General features: G+C 47.4%; 17 protein-coding genes and 1 riboswitch. Of the genes, 3 read left to right on the top strand and 14 right to left on the bottom strand.

Annotation, left to right across the window (positions count from 1 at the left end):
* Positions 1–55 precede the first annotated feature (55 nt).
* The 12 genes from K6T22_RS01410 to pta all read right to left on the bottom strand — a co-directional run bounded on the left by K6T22_RS01410 (position 56) and on the right by pta (position 13,484).
* Positions 56–880 carry an energy-coupling factor transporter transmembrane component T family protein gene (locus K6T22_RS01410; protein WP_238238515.1) on the bottom strand — a complete coding sequence of 275 codons (825 nt, stop codon included), beginning with the start codon at positions 878–880 and terminating at the stop codon, positions 56–58.
* Positions 871–2,574, bottom strand: coding sequence for an energy-coupling factor transporter ATPase (locus tag K6T22_RS01405; RefSeq protein WP_238238514.1), 1,704 nt, complete (start codon positions 2,572–2,574; stop codon positions 871–873). Before K6T22_RS01405 ends, K6T22_RS01410 begins: the two co-directional genes overlap by 10 nt.
* A gap of 70 nt (positions 2,575–2,644) precedes the next feature.
* Positions 2,645–3,196: an ECF-type riboflavin transporter substrate-binding protein gene (locus K6T22_RS01400; protein WP_238238513.1), complete on the bottom strand. Its 552-nt coding sequence runs from the start codon at positions 3,194–3,196 to the stop codon at positions 2,645–2,647.
* Positions 3,193–4,050: an SAM hydrolase/SAM-dependent halogenase family protein gene (locus K6T22_RS01395; protein ID WP_238238512.1), complete on the bottom strand. Its 858-nt coding sequence runs from the start codon at positions 4,048–4,050 to the stop codon at positions 3,193–3,195. Before K6T22_RS01395 ends, K6T22_RS01400 begins: the two co-directional genes overlap by 4 nt.
* Positions 4,051–4,422: 372 nt before the next feature.
* The gene (locus K6T22_RS01390) at positions 4,423–4,866 is read right to left on the bottom strand and encodes a GDYXXLXY domain-containing protein (protein ID WP_053452427.1); all 444 of its coding nucleotides are present in this window, start codon (positions 4,864–4,866) and stop codon (positions 4,423–4,425) included.
* A complete protein-coding gene (locus K6T22_RS01385) occupies positions 4,863–6,050 on the bottom strand; it encodes a DUF2157 domain-containing protein (protein WP_238238511.1) in 1,188 nt (395 codons plus the stop codon). The genes K6T22_RS01390 and K6T22_RS01385 overlap by 4 nt, the downstream gene beginning before the upstream one ends.
* 167 nt (positions 6,051–6,217) lie before the next feature.
* On the bottom strand, positions 6,218–8,197 hold the full coding sequence (locus K6T22_RS01380; RefSeq protein ID WP_238238510.1) for a methyl-accepting chemotaxis protein: 1,980 nt from the start codon (positions 8,195–8,197) through the stop codon (positions 6,218–6,220).
* A 153-nt stretch (positions 8,198–8,350) separates the two neighbouring features.
* The gene (locus K6T22_RS01375) at positions 8,351–8,650 is read right to left on the bottom strand and encodes a rhodanese-like domain-containing protein (protein WP_023466762.1); all 300 of its coding nucleotides are present in this window, start codon (positions 8,648–8,650) and stop codon (positions 8,351–8,353) included.
* A gap of 120 nt (positions 8,651–8,770) precedes the next feature.
* Positions 8,771–10,147: an amino acid permease gene (locus K6T22_RS01370; protein ID WP_238238508.1), complete on the bottom strand. Its 1,377-nt coding sequence runs from the start codon at positions 10,145–10,147 to the stop codon at positions 8,771–8,773.
* Between the two features lie 221 nt (positions 10,148–10,368).
* Positions 10,369–11,670 (bottom strand): nucleobase:cation symporter-2 family protein, encoded by a 1,302-nt coding sequence (locus K6T22_RS01365; RefSeq protein WP_238238507.1) that lies wholly within the window; start codon positions 11,668–11,670, stop codon positions 10,369–10,371.
* On the bottom strand, positions 11,667–12,251 hold the full coding sequence (locus K6T22_RS01360; RefSeq protein ID WP_238238505.1) for a xanthine phosphoribosyltransferase: 585 nt from the start codon (positions 12,249–12,251) through the stop codon (positions 11,667–11,669). The genes K6T22_RS01365 and K6T22_RS01360 overlap by 4 nt, the downstream gene beginning before the upstream one ends.
* Before the next feature lie 76 nt (positions 12,252–12,327).
* Positions 12,328–12,427: riboswitch (purine riboswitch) on the bottom strand.
* A 70-nt stretch (positions 12,428–12,497) separates the two neighbouring features.
* Entirely contained in the window at positions 12,498–13,484 is a 987-nt protein-coding gene (gene pta, locus K6T22_RS01355; protein WP_053452419.1) for a phosphate acetyltransferase, read from the bottom strand.
* 344 nt (positions 13,485–13,828) lie between these two features.
* On the opposite strand from pta, the gene hemQ reads away from it, so the two are divergent.
* Positions 13,829–14,605 carry a hydrogen peroxide-dependent heme synthase gene (gene hemQ / locus K6T22_RS01350; protein WP_238238504.1) on the top strand — a complete coding sequence of 259 codons (777 nt, stop codon included), beginning with the start codon at positions 13,829–13,831 and terminating at the stop codon, positions 14,603–14,605.
* Between the two features lie 103 nt (positions 14,606–14,708).
* Entirely contained in the window at positions 14,709–14,858 is a 150-nt protein-coding gene (locus tag K6T22_RS01345) for a hypothetical protein (protein ID WP_023466754.1), read from the top strand.
* Between the two features lie 97 nt (positions 14,859–14,955).
* Here the strand turns inward: K6T22_RS01345 and K6T22_RS01340 are convergent, their stop codons facing one another.
* Entirely contained in the window at positions 14,956–15,324 is a 369-nt protein-coding gene (locus tag K6T22_RS01340) for a DUF423 domain-containing protein (protein ID WP_029343179.1), read from the bottom strand.
* Positions 15,325–15,326: 2 nt separating this feature from the next.
* On the bottom strand, positions 15,327–15,932 hold the full coding sequence (locus tag K6T22_RS01335; RefSeq protein ID WP_053452417.1) for a trimeric intracellular cation channel family protein: 606 nt from the start codon (positions 15,930–15,932) through the stop codon (positions 15,327–15,329).
* A 165-nt stretch (positions 15,933–16,097) separates the two neighbouring features.
* Between K6T22_RS01335 and K6T22_RS01330 the strand changes: the two genes are divergently transcribed.
* Positions 16,098–17,726: an ABC1 kinase family protein gene (locus K6T22_RS01330; protein WP_023466751.1), complete on the top strand. Its 1,629-nt coding sequence runs from the start codon at positions 16,098–16,100 to the stop codon at positions 17,724–17,726.
* Positions 17,727–17,825 lie beyond the last annotated feature (99 nt).

The raw sequence follows: 17,825 nt of genomic DNA, 5'->3' as shown, positions 1-17,825 counted from the left end.
TTGGTCATATGACAAAAGGCAGTGGACGCATCCACTGCCTTTTTCGTATAACGTTTTAAAACGGATTATAAAAGCGATTGCCATCATGAAAGGTGACAATGAACGAGAAAATCGTCAAAAGTACTACACAACTGATGGCAACATAATCGATTCGTGTCATCGTCTGTTGGTTGTACCACGTTCGCTTTCGTCCCGCACCAAATCCACGGAGATCCATCGCATTGCTAACCGTTTCAATCCGCTCGAGACTCGTAAACAGTAACGGAAGTAAAATCTGGATGCTATTACGTGCCCGTTGCCAAAGGGAGCCGTGTGAGACGGCAATTCCTCGTGCTTCTTGGGCATTCGCGATCGTCCGAAAATCCGCTTGTACGTCTGGAATGTAACGAAGCGCTAAGGAAACTGCAAAGGCGATCTTATAGGGTATACCAATCCGATTCAAGGAAGAAGCAAACTCTGTCGGATGGGTCGTGACGAGAAACAACACAGCAATCGGAACAATCACACTATATTTTAGGATTAGATTGAACAGATAAAATAATTGTTCTGACGTCACCGTAAATCGTCCAATCCCTTCAAGTAACACATGACGCGATCCGTAGATTGCTACACCCTGCTCTGGTTCAAAGAGATAAACGGCGAGCGCATTGACCAGGACAAAAATCGCTGTAAAGATTAAGACGAACCGGACTTCCCGAAACTGAATACGCGACAATCGGAATAACACGATACTGACTAACCCCAGTACAAGCAAGACCCGTGTGTCATAAGTGAACATCGTTGCCGTCGTAAATAACAGGAAGCCAATCAATTTCGTCGTTCCCGTCAAACGATGAATCGGTGAGGCTTTTTCAATATAACCAAGCATTTCTACAGCCATTGTTCTCGCTCCTTTCGTTCCGTCGTAATCACGGACTCGACGAATCGTTCCGGATCGACTTCGAGATGCTTCGCAATCGTAAAGAGCGACGTTTGTTTTAAATGCGCATGATGAAGCAACTGTTCTTGATTGAGCAGTCCAAATGACGTTCCAGCGTAACGAATGCGACCGGCTTGAACGAGACAGACTTGATCGCTGTATTCTAAGACGAGATGCATGTCGTGTGTAATGATGAGTAACGTCATCCCGTCCTGTTTCAAGCCTTCCAAAAAGTCCATCATATCTGAGTAATGCCGGTAATCTTGACCGGCTGTTGGTTCATCGAGAATCAAAATATCTGGTCGTCGGACGAGAATCGAAGCGATTGTCACTCGTTTCTTCTGACCAAAACTCAGTGCTTGGATCGGCCAATTACGAAACGGATATAATCCGCAGCGACGTAACGTCTGCTCGAGACGCTCGTTTTCTTCCGTCTCACTTAATCCGAGTGCCTGCATGCCGTAGCGAATCTCTTCCTGCACGAGGTGCTTTGAAATCATATGATTCGGATTTTGTAGGACGAATCCAATCGTCCCTGCCCGCTCTCCGATCGATTGGGTCGTGATATCATTTCCGTTCAGTAAGATTCGGCCACTCGTTGCTCGTTGATAACCACTCAACACTTTCGCAAGCGTGGATTTTCCGGCACCATTCTGACCGACGATTGTCGTCAGCGTTCCCTTTTGAAAAGTCGCTGTCACATTCTCGAGCACTGGCGTTTCTTGGCGATAATGAAATGCCAACTGCTCAAGTTCAAGCAATGGAGTAGATGTTTCAACTCCTTTTGGAGGTACTTCCTCTAAACGCTCTAACACATTCGTCTGGTTGAACCGTTTTAAAAAGGGATCGATGCGGCTAGGCTGGTCTGAAGATTGGACAGTCATACCAGACCAGCGCGCGGCACTGACATAGAGCGGTTCCCGCAAAATCGCTTGTTGAAGTACTCCATTGCTTAAGATAACATCCGGATGATCGTCGGCAATGATTTCCCCATCGACCATGACAATGATGCGGTCAAACGGAATGACGAGTACATCTTCGATCCGGTGTTCGACGACGATCAACGTGCGATTCGTATCACGCTGCAAACGATCCATTAACATCATCGCCTCTTGCCCCGCGACCGGATCGAGATTCGCGAGTGGTTCATCAAATAACAAGATATCCGCATCTTCGACAAGGACCCCCGCTAATGCAGCCCGTTGTCGCTGTCCTCCTGATAAATCATTCAATCGTGATTGCAGTAGTGTCTCAACATCTGTCATCCGTGCGACGCGTTCGACGATCTCCTGCATTTCCGGGCGCCCTGTCTGTTTATTTTCGAGCGCAAAGGCAATATCCTCACCGACCGATAAGCCAACGAATTGTGCATCCGGATCTTGTAACACCGTACCAATATGCAACGAACGATCAAACAACGATAACTCCCGCGCGTCCTGACCTTTGATCAGGACCTGACCTTCCCACGTTCCCGGATACGAGAACGGAATCAACCCATTGATGCACTGGGCTAGCGTACTTTTCCCTGAACCCGACGGTCCGACGATTAAGATCCGTTCGCCTGCTTGAATCGTTAACTGAATCTGGCGAAGCGTCGGTTCCGACTGACTCCGATATGTAAATGAAAATTCCTGAAATTCAATCACGTTTGTCATGTTCTTCTCCCCCCAAGCTAAATGAGCTATGTCCCTGCCGTCTCTTCGCACAGGATCATAGCTCATTCGGTCAAGCTTCGCGTTTTAAGCTGCCTGCTTTACTTCTTGTTTTGGCATATGTGACGAGCAATAACGTGCCGATGACGCCGACCGTCAAGATATTTGATGTCGCGGCAACAGCACCTTGGACGAAGACTTTATTCGCTGGCTCTGCATAAATCAAGATATCGAGTACCGGTGCAAGGATGATCCATCCGATCGCTTGAACGATGGCTTGTGTGGCATTGAATAAGACGATTTTACGTGTCGTCAATCCACCTTCTTCTAAACGAATCCGGTTAGCGATGAGTCCGATGCCAAAACCGACGAACCCGGATACGATGACCCAACTCCACCACGGGGAACCATATAAAATCGCATCTTTTAATCCATGACCGATTAAACCAATCAAACCAGCTGTGACTGGTCCGAACAAAACTGCCATGAATGCGAGAAAGGCATAGGCTGTCTCGATTGACGTGTTCGGTACGCCCGTCGGAATCGCAGCGAATCGACTTAAAATGATGAATACAGCTGCTCCGATCCCGGTTGCGACGATCTGTTTTGTCGTAAATCCTTTCATGTTCGATCTCCTCCTTTGATTTGTTGTACGTTAACACTCCAATCATTTCCGATTCCAACCTCAAATGCATGCGCAAACGAACCTTGATTCAAGGCAAGAGCAATCTGATCCAGCGAGTTGATGTAGACGACTCCTGAACCAACTGGAACATCGGCGAACGAGTGACCAAAGAGTAGTGTTTGTTCGTAGACGATCCGTTCCCGGTACGAAATCATTACCTTGACGTGGCTACCGATGTCGAGACCCGCCTGACGGACGAGAGCGACCGGAATATTCGTCCAGACATTTCCGAAGCGAACATCGAGAATCTCGACGATACCGGTAACACCGGTGTCCGACGACGAGGCAAGTGTCCGGTCGAGCAAGACGATGCCCGAATCAGGTAAAACGGGTCCTACCTCCTCGAATGTGATGACATGACTCGATAACCGAGCACCCGTGAAAGCAAAGATATCTCTTCCGTGAAACGTATACGATTCCCCCATTCGCGGTAAGCGATGCCGTCGATCATCGAGTTGCCTCACTTCAGCAATGTATCCGGCTTGCCAAAGATGCGTCAACGTTCCGTTATCCGGTGTGATGATGTATTGATTCGCATGCGTCCGCGCGACGACACTTTTTCGACTCGATCCGACACCTGGATCAACGACAGAAACAAACACCGTTTGCTCTGTCCAGTACGGTACCGTCTGTAGTAACCGATAGGACGCTTCCCAAATGTGAAACGGCGGAATATCGTGCGTCAAATCAAAAATCCGAATCTCCGGATTGATGCTATGGGCAACCCCATACATCGCACTGACTGCCCCGTCACTCACACCAAAGTCTGATTGCAATACTAATGCTTCTGCCATCTCGTCATCCTCCTCCTGCGGGAACGTCTCCACAAAAAAGACACCACGCCCTTATCTCTCAGGACGTGATGTCTGATCACGTGGTACCACCTTCGTTCATGGCCCAACTCACGTTCAGCCACCTCTAGGAGTACGAGACTCCATGGAATGCTAACGGTATCCTTCCTACCGGTCGGTTCTACTAATGAACACGGTTCACGTTCTTCCGACTGCTCCGAGACCATCTTCAAATGACGAAATCGTCTCATTTCCAGCAACAGAGACTCTCTATCGATTTCTGATCACTTTACTCTTCCCGTCTACGCATGCAGATTCAGTTGTCTGAAAATTTAAATTAATCGTACATCCGTTTCATTCCTGACGCAAGGTTTTTTACTCAGAAATTTTTAAATCCGTCGTCCGAATCGTTCCCCATGGCGACACATCTGCTCGGACTTCGAGTGCTTTTGCTTTTTCATATTGTTTTCCGCTTCCCTGTTCGACATAATACTGCGTCAACTGTGGAATCGACACGTATTGATCGTAATAATCGCCGGCGACACTTCCAAAGAATCGCTCATTCGAAATTCGATCGATTTGAGCATAACCGGAAGCATCTGTCTTGAAGCTGACGTAGACACGACCGTTTTGAACTGTTGCATCTGGTTTTAAATCTGGATATTGAAGCATCACGTACTCACCGTAAACGGGATCAAATGGATCAAACGGCTCTGCCCGAAAGCGATACGATGTGCCGAACCAGGAGGTCGCAAAAAAACTGATGATCAACAGACTAACGACACATGTCTGAAGTATAGGCATGAGATAACGTTTCATGATGCCACACCTCCTCTACGGCGTATCCACCATAAGACACCAGACAATAGGAAGATGAGTAACGCACCGATGAGGAAAAATAAGGACATATTCAACCGATCCCACGCATAGATGACGTATATCGCGATTTGAACGAGAATAAAATAGATAAAGGCTGGCCAGACGACTGCATGACGGCGTTCTTGATATAACAGATAAAGTAGCGCGGATAATTCAAAGAGGATAGCGAGTAGAATGGCCTGTTCATCAAGCCAAAGAACGCCGACGAAACCAAGCGGTACGATGAACAATAAGGAACGACGTTTTTGATAGAGGAAGATTCCTAACCCGAGAGATACGATTGCTAGTAGAATCGCCTCTGTCACGGATGGCAATACAGCATTCGATTCCGCACGAACGGACAGATAGATAATCGAACTGATGCCAGCGACGACCAGGTAGATCATCTCGACGATTCGTCGGTTGGACTCCTCACGAACAAGCCAGAGCACTGGAACGAGCAAAAATAGCGTCCAGACCGGCCACAGAAATCCGTCATACGACATAAGGAGAAATAAGGATAGACCACTAAAGAAAAGGAACAACCAGCTAAACAGAAGTGACGGCAGACGTTGACTGAAGTAAAACCAACTGAACGACAACACGACCATCAGACCGAATGATGTCCAGTCGAGATAACTCGCCTGCTCCTGACCAAAACCACCAAGACTCGTGAAGATCGTCCATCCGGAAAGGAAAGCGACGACACCGTATGCTTCATGGCGCCAAAGCACATAATGTGCTAACGCAGCGACAAACACACACCATCCGAGTAACGATCCTTCCATCGGCAAGTGAAAACTTTGAACCACGACGAGAATCGATGCGCCAAATGCTAGGATTCCGCCGACTCGAAAGACAACCGGATGAAGAATACGACGACGTTCTGAGAGATCTCCCATGACGTAACAGCCCCACATGAGTGCTACGACAAGTCCGATTTTCCAGCCAATCGGCATCGCTTGCCAATTGGCGGCTAAAAAGCTGAACACAGCCAATGCGACGAATGTCCCTCCTACGATTAACAAGAGCGGTAGACGTTGCTTTTCCTTACGATGGTTCTCATAATCAACGATTCGTTCGACAGTCGCTTCATCTAAAAGACCTGCTTCGCTCCACTCGCTCAACTTGCGTAACTGCTTCACCGTCCCCACCTCCTTCGAAGTGTTAGATACTTATTAAATTCCCGTTTTAGTGCCGTCTCAAGCCCGGATTCACAGGGATTTCAAGTTGTTTGTTCAATTCGTCACAGAATGGTGACAGACAAAAAAAGCAAGGAAGACAGGCTTCCTTGCTCTGAGTAATCGATTGTTTAAACACGGAAACGGGCAACGAGTACCTGTAATTCCTCTGCCATATCGGATAATGCTTTTGCTGATTGCGAAATCTCTTCCATCGCACTCAACTGTTCTTCCGTCGTCGCTGCGACTTGTTTCGACGCGGACGAATTCTCTTGCGCGATATGTGCAATTTCCGTCGCCGACGCAGATACTTCTTGGACGTTTGCTGCGATTTCTTCGACAGTCGCCGTCACGTCTTCGATCCGTGGCGTCATTTCCTGCGTTCGTTCGAGAATCTTCTGGAAACGCTCTGCTGATGCTTCTGTCGTCGACAAACCGGCTTTCGTCTGTCCTGAGACTTCCTTCATCATTGTGACCGACTGATCCGTCTCCTGTTTAATGTTTTGAATCAATTGCGCAATCTGTTTCGTTGAATCCTGTGATTGCTCTGCTAATTTACGCACTTCACTCGCGACGACAGCAAATCCTTTTCCATTTTCGCCTGCGCGTGCCGCTTCGATCGCCGCGTTCAGTGCTAACAAGTTGGTTTGCTCAGCGATACCGTTAATGACATCGACGATTTTTCCGATTTCATTCGAACGATGGGCGAGTGAACTAATGACACCGCCGAAGTTCTGAACCGAAGCATCGATTTCTTTCATCTGCTCAACGTTCTGCAGTACAGCGACCGTTCCGTTTTCAGCTTCTGTTGCCGTTGAACGTGACAATTCTGAGACATCCGTTGAACTCTCAGCGATTCGCATGATGCCGGCTGTAATCGATTGGAGTGAGACGGCGTTCGCATCGAGTTGACGTTTCGATTGATCTGCCCCTGCTGCGACCTGTTGAATCGATCCCGCAATCTGCTCAGAAGCGGATGTCGTTTGGGCAGAGTTCGCCATCAATTCCTGCGACGAGCCGGCCACTTGTGTGATCGACTGATCGAGATTGATGATGATTGAGCGGAGTGAGTCGACCATGACATTAAAGCTTTGCGCCACTTGCCCCACTTCATCGTTTGATTCCACGATGACGGGTTCCGTTAAATCCCCAGACTGAATCCGTTCTGCGCCACGCGTCAAATGACCGAGCGGGCGAAGGATCGAGCGAAGAATGAAGAAGATGAAGACCGCTGCAATGAGTAACATTCCGCCAATGACAGCAAGCGTCGTCCAAAGAATGCTCGACGTCGCATCCGTAATTTCATGATCGTACAGCGTTCCCGCCACTTTCCACTTCGTCAGGTCATTCGTCATGAAGTCCATCTGCTTACCTTCATTTTCGAATTCGTACGAAAATTGTCCAGCTGGGTCAGCATAGAGTGGTGCTACCCAGTTCCCCGTTGCCTTTTCACCTGGTTTTAACGTCGGGTGCGTAACGAACTTTTTATTCGAATCGAGAATCGTCACATAACCCTCTTTGCCAATTTTAATCTTTTTCGCGATTTCTGCGATGCGGTCGACATCGACATCAATCGCAACGACGCCTTTTCCGTTACCCGTCGTTTGCGAGAGCGTGACCATCATCTTGTTCGAGGCAGCATCGACATACGGATCAGTGATGACAACCTTCCCACCAGCCGCTTCTGCCGATTGATACCACGAGCGCTCGCGCGGATCATAATTATCTGGCATGACTTGTTCCGGGAAAATATTCATATCCCCTTCTGTCGTCGCGAAGTAGATATTCGCAGCTTGCGGATGCATATCGAGGTATTCCGTCATTTTTTCCTTTAACGCAGCATTCGGTTTCCCTTGTTGATAAAGCGTACCGTCAATTCGGTCCGCAAAAAAGGCGACATCGCGTCGCATCGGATCAATAATGTTCTGAATCTCGTCGTTCATCCGATCGACGCCACCGTGTGCCGATTGCAGGATTTGTTCCGTCATCGTTTGTTTCGCCTGATTGTAGGCGACGAATCCGATGACGAGCGCTGGAATTACTAACAGCAAAATTGATGTCAGGATTAATTTTTGTTTGATACTCATCGTTCGTTTAATCTTTTGTTCCATGTGTCACTCCATTCTCGAGTGCAAGGACTCGCTATTCTACCTTCTTTATCGGAAGAATAACGAAAAATATTCATAGAAAAAATGATATTCGTTCATTGGTTCACATAAAAAAGACGACTCGCTTGGAGTCGTCTTACTTGGTAACGCTTACGCTTAGGCCTCTTGATCGCCCTTCCAGTTCATCATACCGCCTTCAACGTTGACGATATCATATCCATACTGCTCGAGAAAACGACCAACGTTTTCGCTACGTGCTCCTGCTTTACAGATCAAGTAATACGTTTCGCCTTCTTGAAGTTCTGTATAGCGTTCACCGATCTCAGACATCGGAAGGAAGCGGACGTTCGGAATATGTCCTGCATCGTATTCATCCTGCTCGCGTACATCGACGACATGCAACGCCTCGCCTGCCTCTAATCGTTCTTGTAACTCATCTACATGAATGGTTTTCATCTCGTGACCTCCTGTATGTTGCTGTCGTAAGTGTAGCAAATCTGTCGTTAAAACAAAACGAAACCGTTCGATACAAGGCGACGAAAAAAGACGGATCCGCATGCAGATCCGCCCGTTTCATTATTCTCCAGATGCTTGACGCGTTGATTGACGTGTCTCCTTATGCATTCCCCGTGCATAATAGACAGCAATCAGAATCGCGTACCAAAGTGGTCCAACGACCAGAGCGATCCGTGTACTTGCATCGAATGCCATCAAGACGATAACACCAGCAAGTGCTGCGAGTGCGATATAATTCGCAACTGGGAAGAATGGGACAGCGAATTCTGCTGAACCATGTACTTTCCGCGCCCGCATTTGTGCGATTAAAATCATTGCCCACGTCCAGACAGCACCGAACGTTGCGATACTCGTCACGATTGCAAAGACATCTTCCGGTAAGAAGTAGTTCAAGGCAACACCGACGAGCAATGCGATGCCTGACAAGATAGTCGCAAGTGCTGGAACACCGTTTTTCGAGATTTTCGAGAAACGACGAGGTGCTTCACTGTTCTCTGATAAGTTCATCATCATCCGGGCTGTCGAAAAGATACCCGAGTTGCATGACGAGAGTGCTGCCGTTAAGACAACAAAGTTGATGATACCGGCTGCTGCCGGAATACCGAGCGATTGAAATAGTAATACGAACGGACTACTGTTGTTCGCACCGACTTGATCCCACGGATAAATCGATAAAATGACGAAGAGTGCTCCGATGTAGAATACTAAAATCCGAAGGAAGACGTTGTTAACGGCCTTTCGAATCGTTTTCTTCGGGTTCTTCGCTTCCCCTGCTGTGACCCCAATCACTTCAATTCCTAAGAAGGCAAACATGACCATCTGCATGGCAAGGAGTACTCCACCGAATCCGTTCGGCAAGAATCCACCATGTGACCACAGGTTCGAAATCCCAACCGGTGTGCCACCGTTTCCAAGACCAATGACGATCGTCAAGGTCCCTAAGATGATCATGGCGACGATCGCGACGATTTTAATCAACGCAAACCAAAATTCGAATTCACCATAAAATTTAACAGCAATGAAGTTGATGCTCGTCATCAATACAAGTGCCGCTAGCGCCCATACCCACCCCTGGGAATCCGGGAACCATACTTTCATGTAAATACCGACTGCTGTGATTTCCGCCATACACGTAAAAATCCAGAGTAACCAATAATTCCAACCTGTTAAAAAGCCAGCTAATGGACTGACATACTTCCGGGCATACTCCGCAAAACTACCGGCCACCGGTTCTCGCACCGCAAGCTCCCCAAGTGCTCGCATGATGATGAAGATGATGATACCACCGATCAGATAACCAAGTAAGATCCCTGGACCTGCCAGTTGGATCGCTTTTGCCGATCCGAGGAAGAGTCCAACACCGATTGCCGCCCCCAGTGACATCAATGTAATATGACGTTCTTCCAGTCCCCGATTCAACTCTGTCTGTTGTTTCATTTTTACGACGTCCTTCCCGTCTCTGTTTGTTTCTTAGCAGTTCCCCGTACCGCTACGTTGTCAGTATAAATAAGATGTGTCGAATTTGTAAACGTTTTCATATAATATTTATCGCCTAATACACATACTCGGAATATTCTGATTACGTTAGCAGTATAAAAAAAGGAACCTCCTGCTACTAAGTAGTATACAGGACGGCTCCTTTCGGAAAGTTACAATTGTTAATCAACTTTAGCAAGTGGCGCGTCTACTGACTCCGACTTACCGGTCAAGCGGAAGATCCCATTTAACAATAACGCCGTCAGAGAACCCGCGACGATCGGACTATCCGTCAAGACACGGATTTGTGACGGGAGACCTGCTACGATCTCAGGATTCATGCTGATTCCTAAACCGATTCCGAGGGCAAGTGCCACTGTGATGACGTGTTCGTTCTTTGAAAAATCCACACGCGACAAAATGCGAATCCCGCTTGCTGCGACCGTTCCGAACATGATCAACATCGCTCCACCCAAAACAGGTTTTGGAATCAACGTCGTAAACGTCGCGACTTTCGGTAAGAAACCGAGCAAGATTAAGAATCCACCAGCAAACAGAATGACCTTACGTGTCTTCACGCCCGTCAACTGAACTAAACCGACGTTTTGGCTGTACGTCGTATACGGGAAACTATTGAAGATACCGCCAACGATCGTCGCGACACCCTCTGCCCGGTACCCACGTGCTAAATCCTTATCCGTCAAACGACGATCCGTAATCTCACCAAGTGTTAAGAAGACGCCCGTCGATTCGACCATTGAGACAAGACCAACGAGCGTCATCGTCAAGATGGCAGTTGCATTAAATGTCGGAACACCGAAATAGAACGGCGTCACCATTTGGAACCATGATGCTTCTGCAACGGGAGTAAAGTCAATCATCCCCATGCCAAACGCAACGAGTGTACTGATCATCACAGCAATCAAGACAGCTGCTGCTTTTGAGAAAACAGTACCGTAGCGATTCAAAATCAAAATCAAGACGATCGTTAACCCGGCAAGTCCTAGATAACGTAAGTCACCAAAGTCTTTTGCTCCCTGTCCGCCTCCGATGTCGTTGATCGCAGCCGGAATCAACGAAATACCGATGATCGTCACGACTGAACCTAGGACGACTGGCGGGAACAAGACTGCAATCTTACTAAACCAGCCCGAGATAACAAGAATGATGAGACCACTGGCAATCAATGCCCCATAAATTGCTGTAATGCCTTGAAGGCTTCCAATCGCAATCATCGGACCGACCGCTGTAAAGGTACAGCCGAGAACAACTGGGAGACCAACACCTGTATATTTCGTGACGAGCACTTGTAATAAGGTCGCAACCCCACACATGAAGAGATCAATCGCAACTAAATAAGCCAATTCTTCTCCCGACAATCCGATCGCACTCCCGACGATCAGTGGAACAACAGCCGCTCCCGTGTACATCGCAAGAACATGCTGAAGTCCGAGACTGGCTGCTTTGAAGTTCGACAGTCTCATACGGTCACCGAGTCGACGAATGTCGCTTTTCCGTCTTTCAATGACTCCACACGAGCGAGTGACTCGACACGGAATCCAGCGTCGATGAGCTTTTGACGTCCCGGTTGGAACGACTTTTCAATGACGATTCCAAAACCAGCGACTTCTGCGCCTGCCTGTTCAACGAGACGCGCGAGACCGAATGCCGCTTCCCCATTCGCAAGGAAATCATCGATGATTAAAACACGTTCGCCCGGTTGTAAGTATTTCTCCGCAACCGTAATCGTACTCGTCTGCTGTTTCGTAAACGAGAAGACTTCGGCTGAAATCGTTCCTTCGTTCAGTGTGACGGATTTCGTCTTACGAGCATAGACCATCGGTACCCCTAAACGGAGCGCTGTCATCATTGCCGGGGCAATACCACCCGCTTCGATTGTCAGAATCCGCGTGATACCCGCCTCTTGAAAACGTTCCATGAATTCATAGGCGATTTCCCACATCAAGGTCGGGTCCACCTGGTGATTTAAAAAGGCATCCACTTTCAATACTTGATCCGATAATACGATTCCCTCTTGATTAATCATGTCGTGTAGACGTTTCATACATGCATTCTCCTCTTTCAAAAACGAAAAAACGTACAGCCGCTACCCGGGGGCAGCCACTGTACGCCAAAAAAGAGAGCAGTAACTCACCACCCGTAGTCGGACCGTTACGGCGATCCGGTAGAGACTCGTGGGCCAATTCCCACTATTATACGAGCGTTGCTATACGTTTACGTTTCGTGATTTTCGTGATGTGTACCATTGTACGGGGTTTAGAGAAAAAGTAAAGACTTTTTCATTCCGTGCTTAGGCTTGGCGTTCTTCGACCGCTTGCGCTGCCGTGATGATCGCGAGTTTGTAGACATCTTCTTCGTTACAACCGCGTGAAAGATCGTTGACCGGTTTGTTCAAACCTTGAAGGATCGGACCGATTGCTTCGAATCCACCAAGACGTTGTGCGATTTTGTAGCCGATGTTTCCTGCTTCAAGACTTGGGAAGATAAAGACGTTCGCTTGACCTGCGACATCTGATTCTGGTGCTTTTGATTTTGCGACACTTGGAACAAATGCTGCATCGAATTGGAGTTCGCCATCGATTGCAAGTTCTGGTGCACGTTCTTTAGCGATGCGTGTTGCTTCAACGACACGCTCTGTCTCTGGTGATTTTGCTGAACCTTTTGTCGAGAAGCTGAGCAATGCGACTTTCGGATCGATACCGAATGTTTTCGCTGTTTTCGCAGAAGCGATTGCGTTCTCTGCTAGATCGTTTGCATCTGGTGCGATGTTGATCGCGCAGTCCGCGAAGACGTATTGCTCATCGTCACGTACCATGATGAACACGCCTGACGTTTTTTTATAGCCTTCTTGCATTTTGATGATTTGAAGTGCCGGGCGAACAGTATCGCCTGTTGCGTGCATTGCACCAGAGACGAGACCTTCTGCTTGTCCTGTGTGAACGAGCATCGTACCGAACGTGTTCACGTCTTTTAAGATGACAGCACGTGCTTGTTCTTCTGTTGCTTTCCCTTTACGACGCTCGACGAATGATGCGACGAGCTCATCAATGCCAGCGTAAGAAGCCGGATCGATCGTATCGAGTCCAGTGACATCGATTCCGTTCGCTGTTGCTGTTTCTTCGATTTGTACGCGTGGTCCGATGACGATTGGTGTGACGAGACCATCTTTCTTCAAACGGACAGCTGCGCCAAGAACACGTGCGTCAATTCCTTCTGGGAAGACGATTTTCGGTTGGTGCGCTTTAATCTTTTGTTCTAACATATCGAATAATTGCATGAGTTTCTCTCCTTTTTAGGTAAACACGACGTCGTCGATTTGATCCATTTTCTTTTCCACCGTTTATTATACACAGTTCTCAATCGTTGTTAAAACAATTTGCAAAAAAGTTATCTAACAAAAGCACTGAAGCCATATTCACTGACTATTACAGTCATTTTCAAGAATGGTACAGAGACTGTTTCGAAGTAAAATAATGTCCCCTTCCCCTTTTACCCACTCTCTGCTTTTTTCATGTGTTACGACTTCATGGACAAAGACCTTTTAGAACGAAGCCTATCACTAGAATGTGATAAGATAGGATATGGAAAAAACAATTTATTTCAGACTCAGGAGGTCATTCCATGCAACACCAAACATCTGAACCGACTGCTACGCAACAAGCCGCTGAAACACTCGACGGCTGGTATACATTACATGATTTCCGCCGGATCGACTGGTCACGCTTGAAACAAGTCGATGCAACAGACCGCACACGCATGATCGAAGAGTTCCAAGCCTTCCTCGCAGAGCTTTCTGGGGTCGAAGAAGCTAAAGACGGTAGTCATGCGCTTTATACGATCATTGGTCAAAAAGCCGATCTCGTCTTGATGGTCCTTCGTCCAACAATGGAACAAATCCAAGACGTCGAAGTTAAGATGCAGAAACTCGATCTATACGATTACTTGATCCCGACGTATTCTTACGTTTCTGTCGTCGAACTCGGTACGTACCGTGGTTCAGGCGAAGGAAACCCATACGAGAATCCATATGTTCGTGACCGTCTCTATCCGATCTTGCCGCAAGCGAAGCACATCTGCTTCTACCCGATGAGCAAGTCGCGTCGTGATGGTGACAACTGGTATACGCTCTCGATGGAAAAACGAAAAGAACTGATGTATCGCCACGGAATGATCGGTCGGAGTTATGCTGGGAAAATTCAGCAAATCATCGGCGGATCAACTGGATTTGACGATTGGGAATGGGGTGTCACGCTCTTCTCAGACGACATTCTTCAGTTCAAAAAAATCGTCTACGAAATGCGTTTTGACGAAGTCAGCGCGAAATACGGCGAGTTCGGTGAGTTCTTCATCGGGAACCGTCTTGAAAGTGAACAATTAAATACTCATTTTGCACTTTAATGTGTTGAATGACGTTTGATAGAAATATCTCATGGGAATATACTCCTTGCGGCTACAAAACAGACTATAAACTAGTAGGTTGATTACGTAAGGAGGAATTACCATGGGGAATGCTATGAACCGATCAACACGATCGCGTGAATTGCAATTCGCTGTGCTTTCAAAAGAGCTGAAACCGGTTGCAGATCGCGTACTGGATCGCTATGAGCAAGCATTATCGAAGCTAAACAAAACACAAACGACAAAACGATGAACTCGTTTTGATACCTACGCCTACTCCATCGCGAGTAGGCGTTTTTCGTACAAAAAAAGACCGTTCTTCTTCATCTCGGAAGAAAAACGGTCAATCCTCATAATCCTTTATAGGCGCCAATTGCGACAAAAATCCATGCCGCGATGAATAAGACACCACCGATCGGTGTGATGGCTCCTAATTTCGTCACGTTCGTCAATGCCATGACGTACAGACTACCCGAGAAGAAGACGATTCCGGCAAGCATCAGCCATGCAGCTAATGACCATTGTGGAATCGACACTTTCAACAACAAGCCGCCTAGTGCTAAGATCCCGAGTGAATGCACCATCTGATACAGAACACCAGTCTGCCAGTTCGCGAGCATCCGTTCCGTCAACATGTCTTTTAAAGCATGTGCACCAAACGCCCCAAGTGCGACCGATAACATCATCGAAATCGCGCCAATCATAATGAATACTTTCATACTTATTCTCCCCCTAACCGTCGTGCTGGTAAATTCCATTCATAATAATACGATAGCATACGTAAAACGGTGATGAGTCCGAGCAATGTGAACAAATGCAGAGGATTCGTCAATTGGAAACGATCAATCACGAGTGCTGCCATAACGGCCCACATCGCATAAATTTCTTTATGCAAGACGAGCGGTTTTCGACCAGCGAGCAAATCCCGAACGACTCCACCACCGACACCAGTCAATACAGCTGCCGAAATCGTTGCCGACAGCGGCAATCCTTTTGCTGACGCCATCAATGCCCCTTGGATTGCAAACGCAGACAAACCGAGCGCATCTGCGAGAACACCCCAACGTGTCCAGTGCGGCAGGAACAACTGGGGCAACATGAAGATCAACAACGCAACGAGAATCGCAACTAAAAAGAGACCGCCTTGCGACCAAAGCGCCGATACCGGCACACCAATCAATAAATTACGAATGGCACCACCACCGAACGCCGTAATTAAAGCAAGTAACCAGACGCCGAATAAATCATATTTTTCTTCCATCGCAACGATTGCTCCACTCATCGCAAAAGCGACCGTACCGATGATATTCAATAAGTCCCAGGACATGCGCACATTTCACCTTTCTACAAAGAAATTCCAATACTTACTATACTCTCTTTTTAGTTTCCGTAAAGCATTAATTTTCTGTCACCGTTTCGACCGTTTGCGAGTGACGTTTTTAGGTAAAGTAACCTATACTGAAACAAACTGTACAGGAAGCTAGGTGACCGTATGAAACGTTGGGCGCTTTATCGCATCGTCGTCATCGTGACGATGTTCGCACGTTACATCTTTACGATCTATCGATTCACCCGGAAAAACCGGCCAGGTACGAACAACGAAGAGTTTGAGCGCATCATGATCCGGATTGCGCGTGACTATAAGAAAAAAGCATTACGCCTAGAAGGGTTACTGATCAAGCTCGGTCAGTTCTTATCGATTCGAGCCGATTTGTTTCCTCCGTCCGTCTTGATGGAACTGACTGAACTGGTCGATAAAGTGCCTTCAAGTAAACTTGGAGAGTCACGAAAGATCATCGAAGAGGATTGGGGGATGCCGATCGAAGAAATCATTTCAGACATCAGTCCTCGCCCTGTCGCTTCTGCTTCGATCGGTGAAGTTTACAGCGGCACCTTAAAATCAAATGGTAAAAAAGTCGCGATCAAAGTCCAGCGACCAAACATTGAACAAATCATCAAAACCGATTTCCGTGCCATGCGCATCGTCATTGCCATGTTGCGTCGGACTTCATTAAACAAATCGACTGATTTACAAAGTCTGTATCGCCAAATGGTCTTCGTCATCGGTGATGAATTGAATTATCGGACCGAATTGAAGAACGGTCTCTATTTCAAAAAGATGTATGAAACGAATCCTGTCATCTATATTCCGAGTTATTATGAAGAACATTGTACGAATCGGGTTCTCGTCATGGAATGGATTGACGGGACACGCATCACCGATCTCGATTATTTAGCAGAACATCAGATTGATCGCGACGAACTGGCACGTAATTTATTCTTGAACGCTGGTGAACAATTGCTATTCGGTGGGAAATTCCACGCCGATCCACATCCTGGCAACGTCCTCGTCCAGTCTGATGGTAAAATCGTCTTACTTGATTTTGGGATGATTGGAGCGACGACGCCCGATGACATGCGAGCGATTCAACGGATTCTCCAGTCCTTCGTCACGTTGGATTATGATGCGATCGTTGATGGGTTAGAAGATTTACGATTCCTTTTGCCGAATGCGAATAAGCAAAACATCCGACAAGCGATTGAAAAAGCAGTCACGTTTTATCTCGAGAGTGACATGGAAAACGTTGATACGAAACTGATTGAGAAGGTCTTATCCGATATCGAATTACTCGTTCGAAACGAACCGATTCAGCTCCCTGCTGAATTTGCGTTCTTCGGTCGCGCTGCCTCGACGATTCTTGGGATTCTTCAGATTCTTTCACCACAAATCAATCTGCTTGAACTCGCTAAACCAATGGTTCGACGTTGGCTCGATGACGAAGGGAAAAACCAAAACCGTTATCTCCAAATCGCTGGCTCTTACGGTGCGCGGTTGCTCGCCTTCCCACGACTTGTCAACGACGCTCTCAGCGAACCGACGCGGTGGCGGATCATGGAGCAACAAAAGTTCTCCCGCGTCGCGAATATCGAATCGCTCAAAATCCGGCAGTGGACGAGTTCACTCGTCGGGATCATCAGTCTTCCCTTTAGTTATCTCGGCTATTATTTTACGCAGTACGATGTCATGGGAATCTCATTGACGATCGCCGTCATCGCTTTATGGAATGGTCGCCGGATCGGACGACAAATCGTTCGTATTGCCGATGAACCGTTCCGTTAAATAACACACGAGCAGACGTCCACTTCCGTGGACGTTTTTTTATTTCAGAATAATTCCTCTTTGGGCTTCGAGGTTTTTCCTCGCGTCTCGCGGGGTACA

This window comes from Exiguobacterium acetylicum (assembly GCF_022170825.1).
In the GTDB taxonomy this organism is placed as follows: Bacteria; Bacillota; Bacilli; order Exiguobacteriales; family Exiguobacteriaceae; genus Exiguobacterium_A; species Exiguobacterium_A acetylicum_B.
Note: the sequence above shows the minus strand (reverse complement) of the source record. Positions and strands in the feature narration are given on the sequence as shown.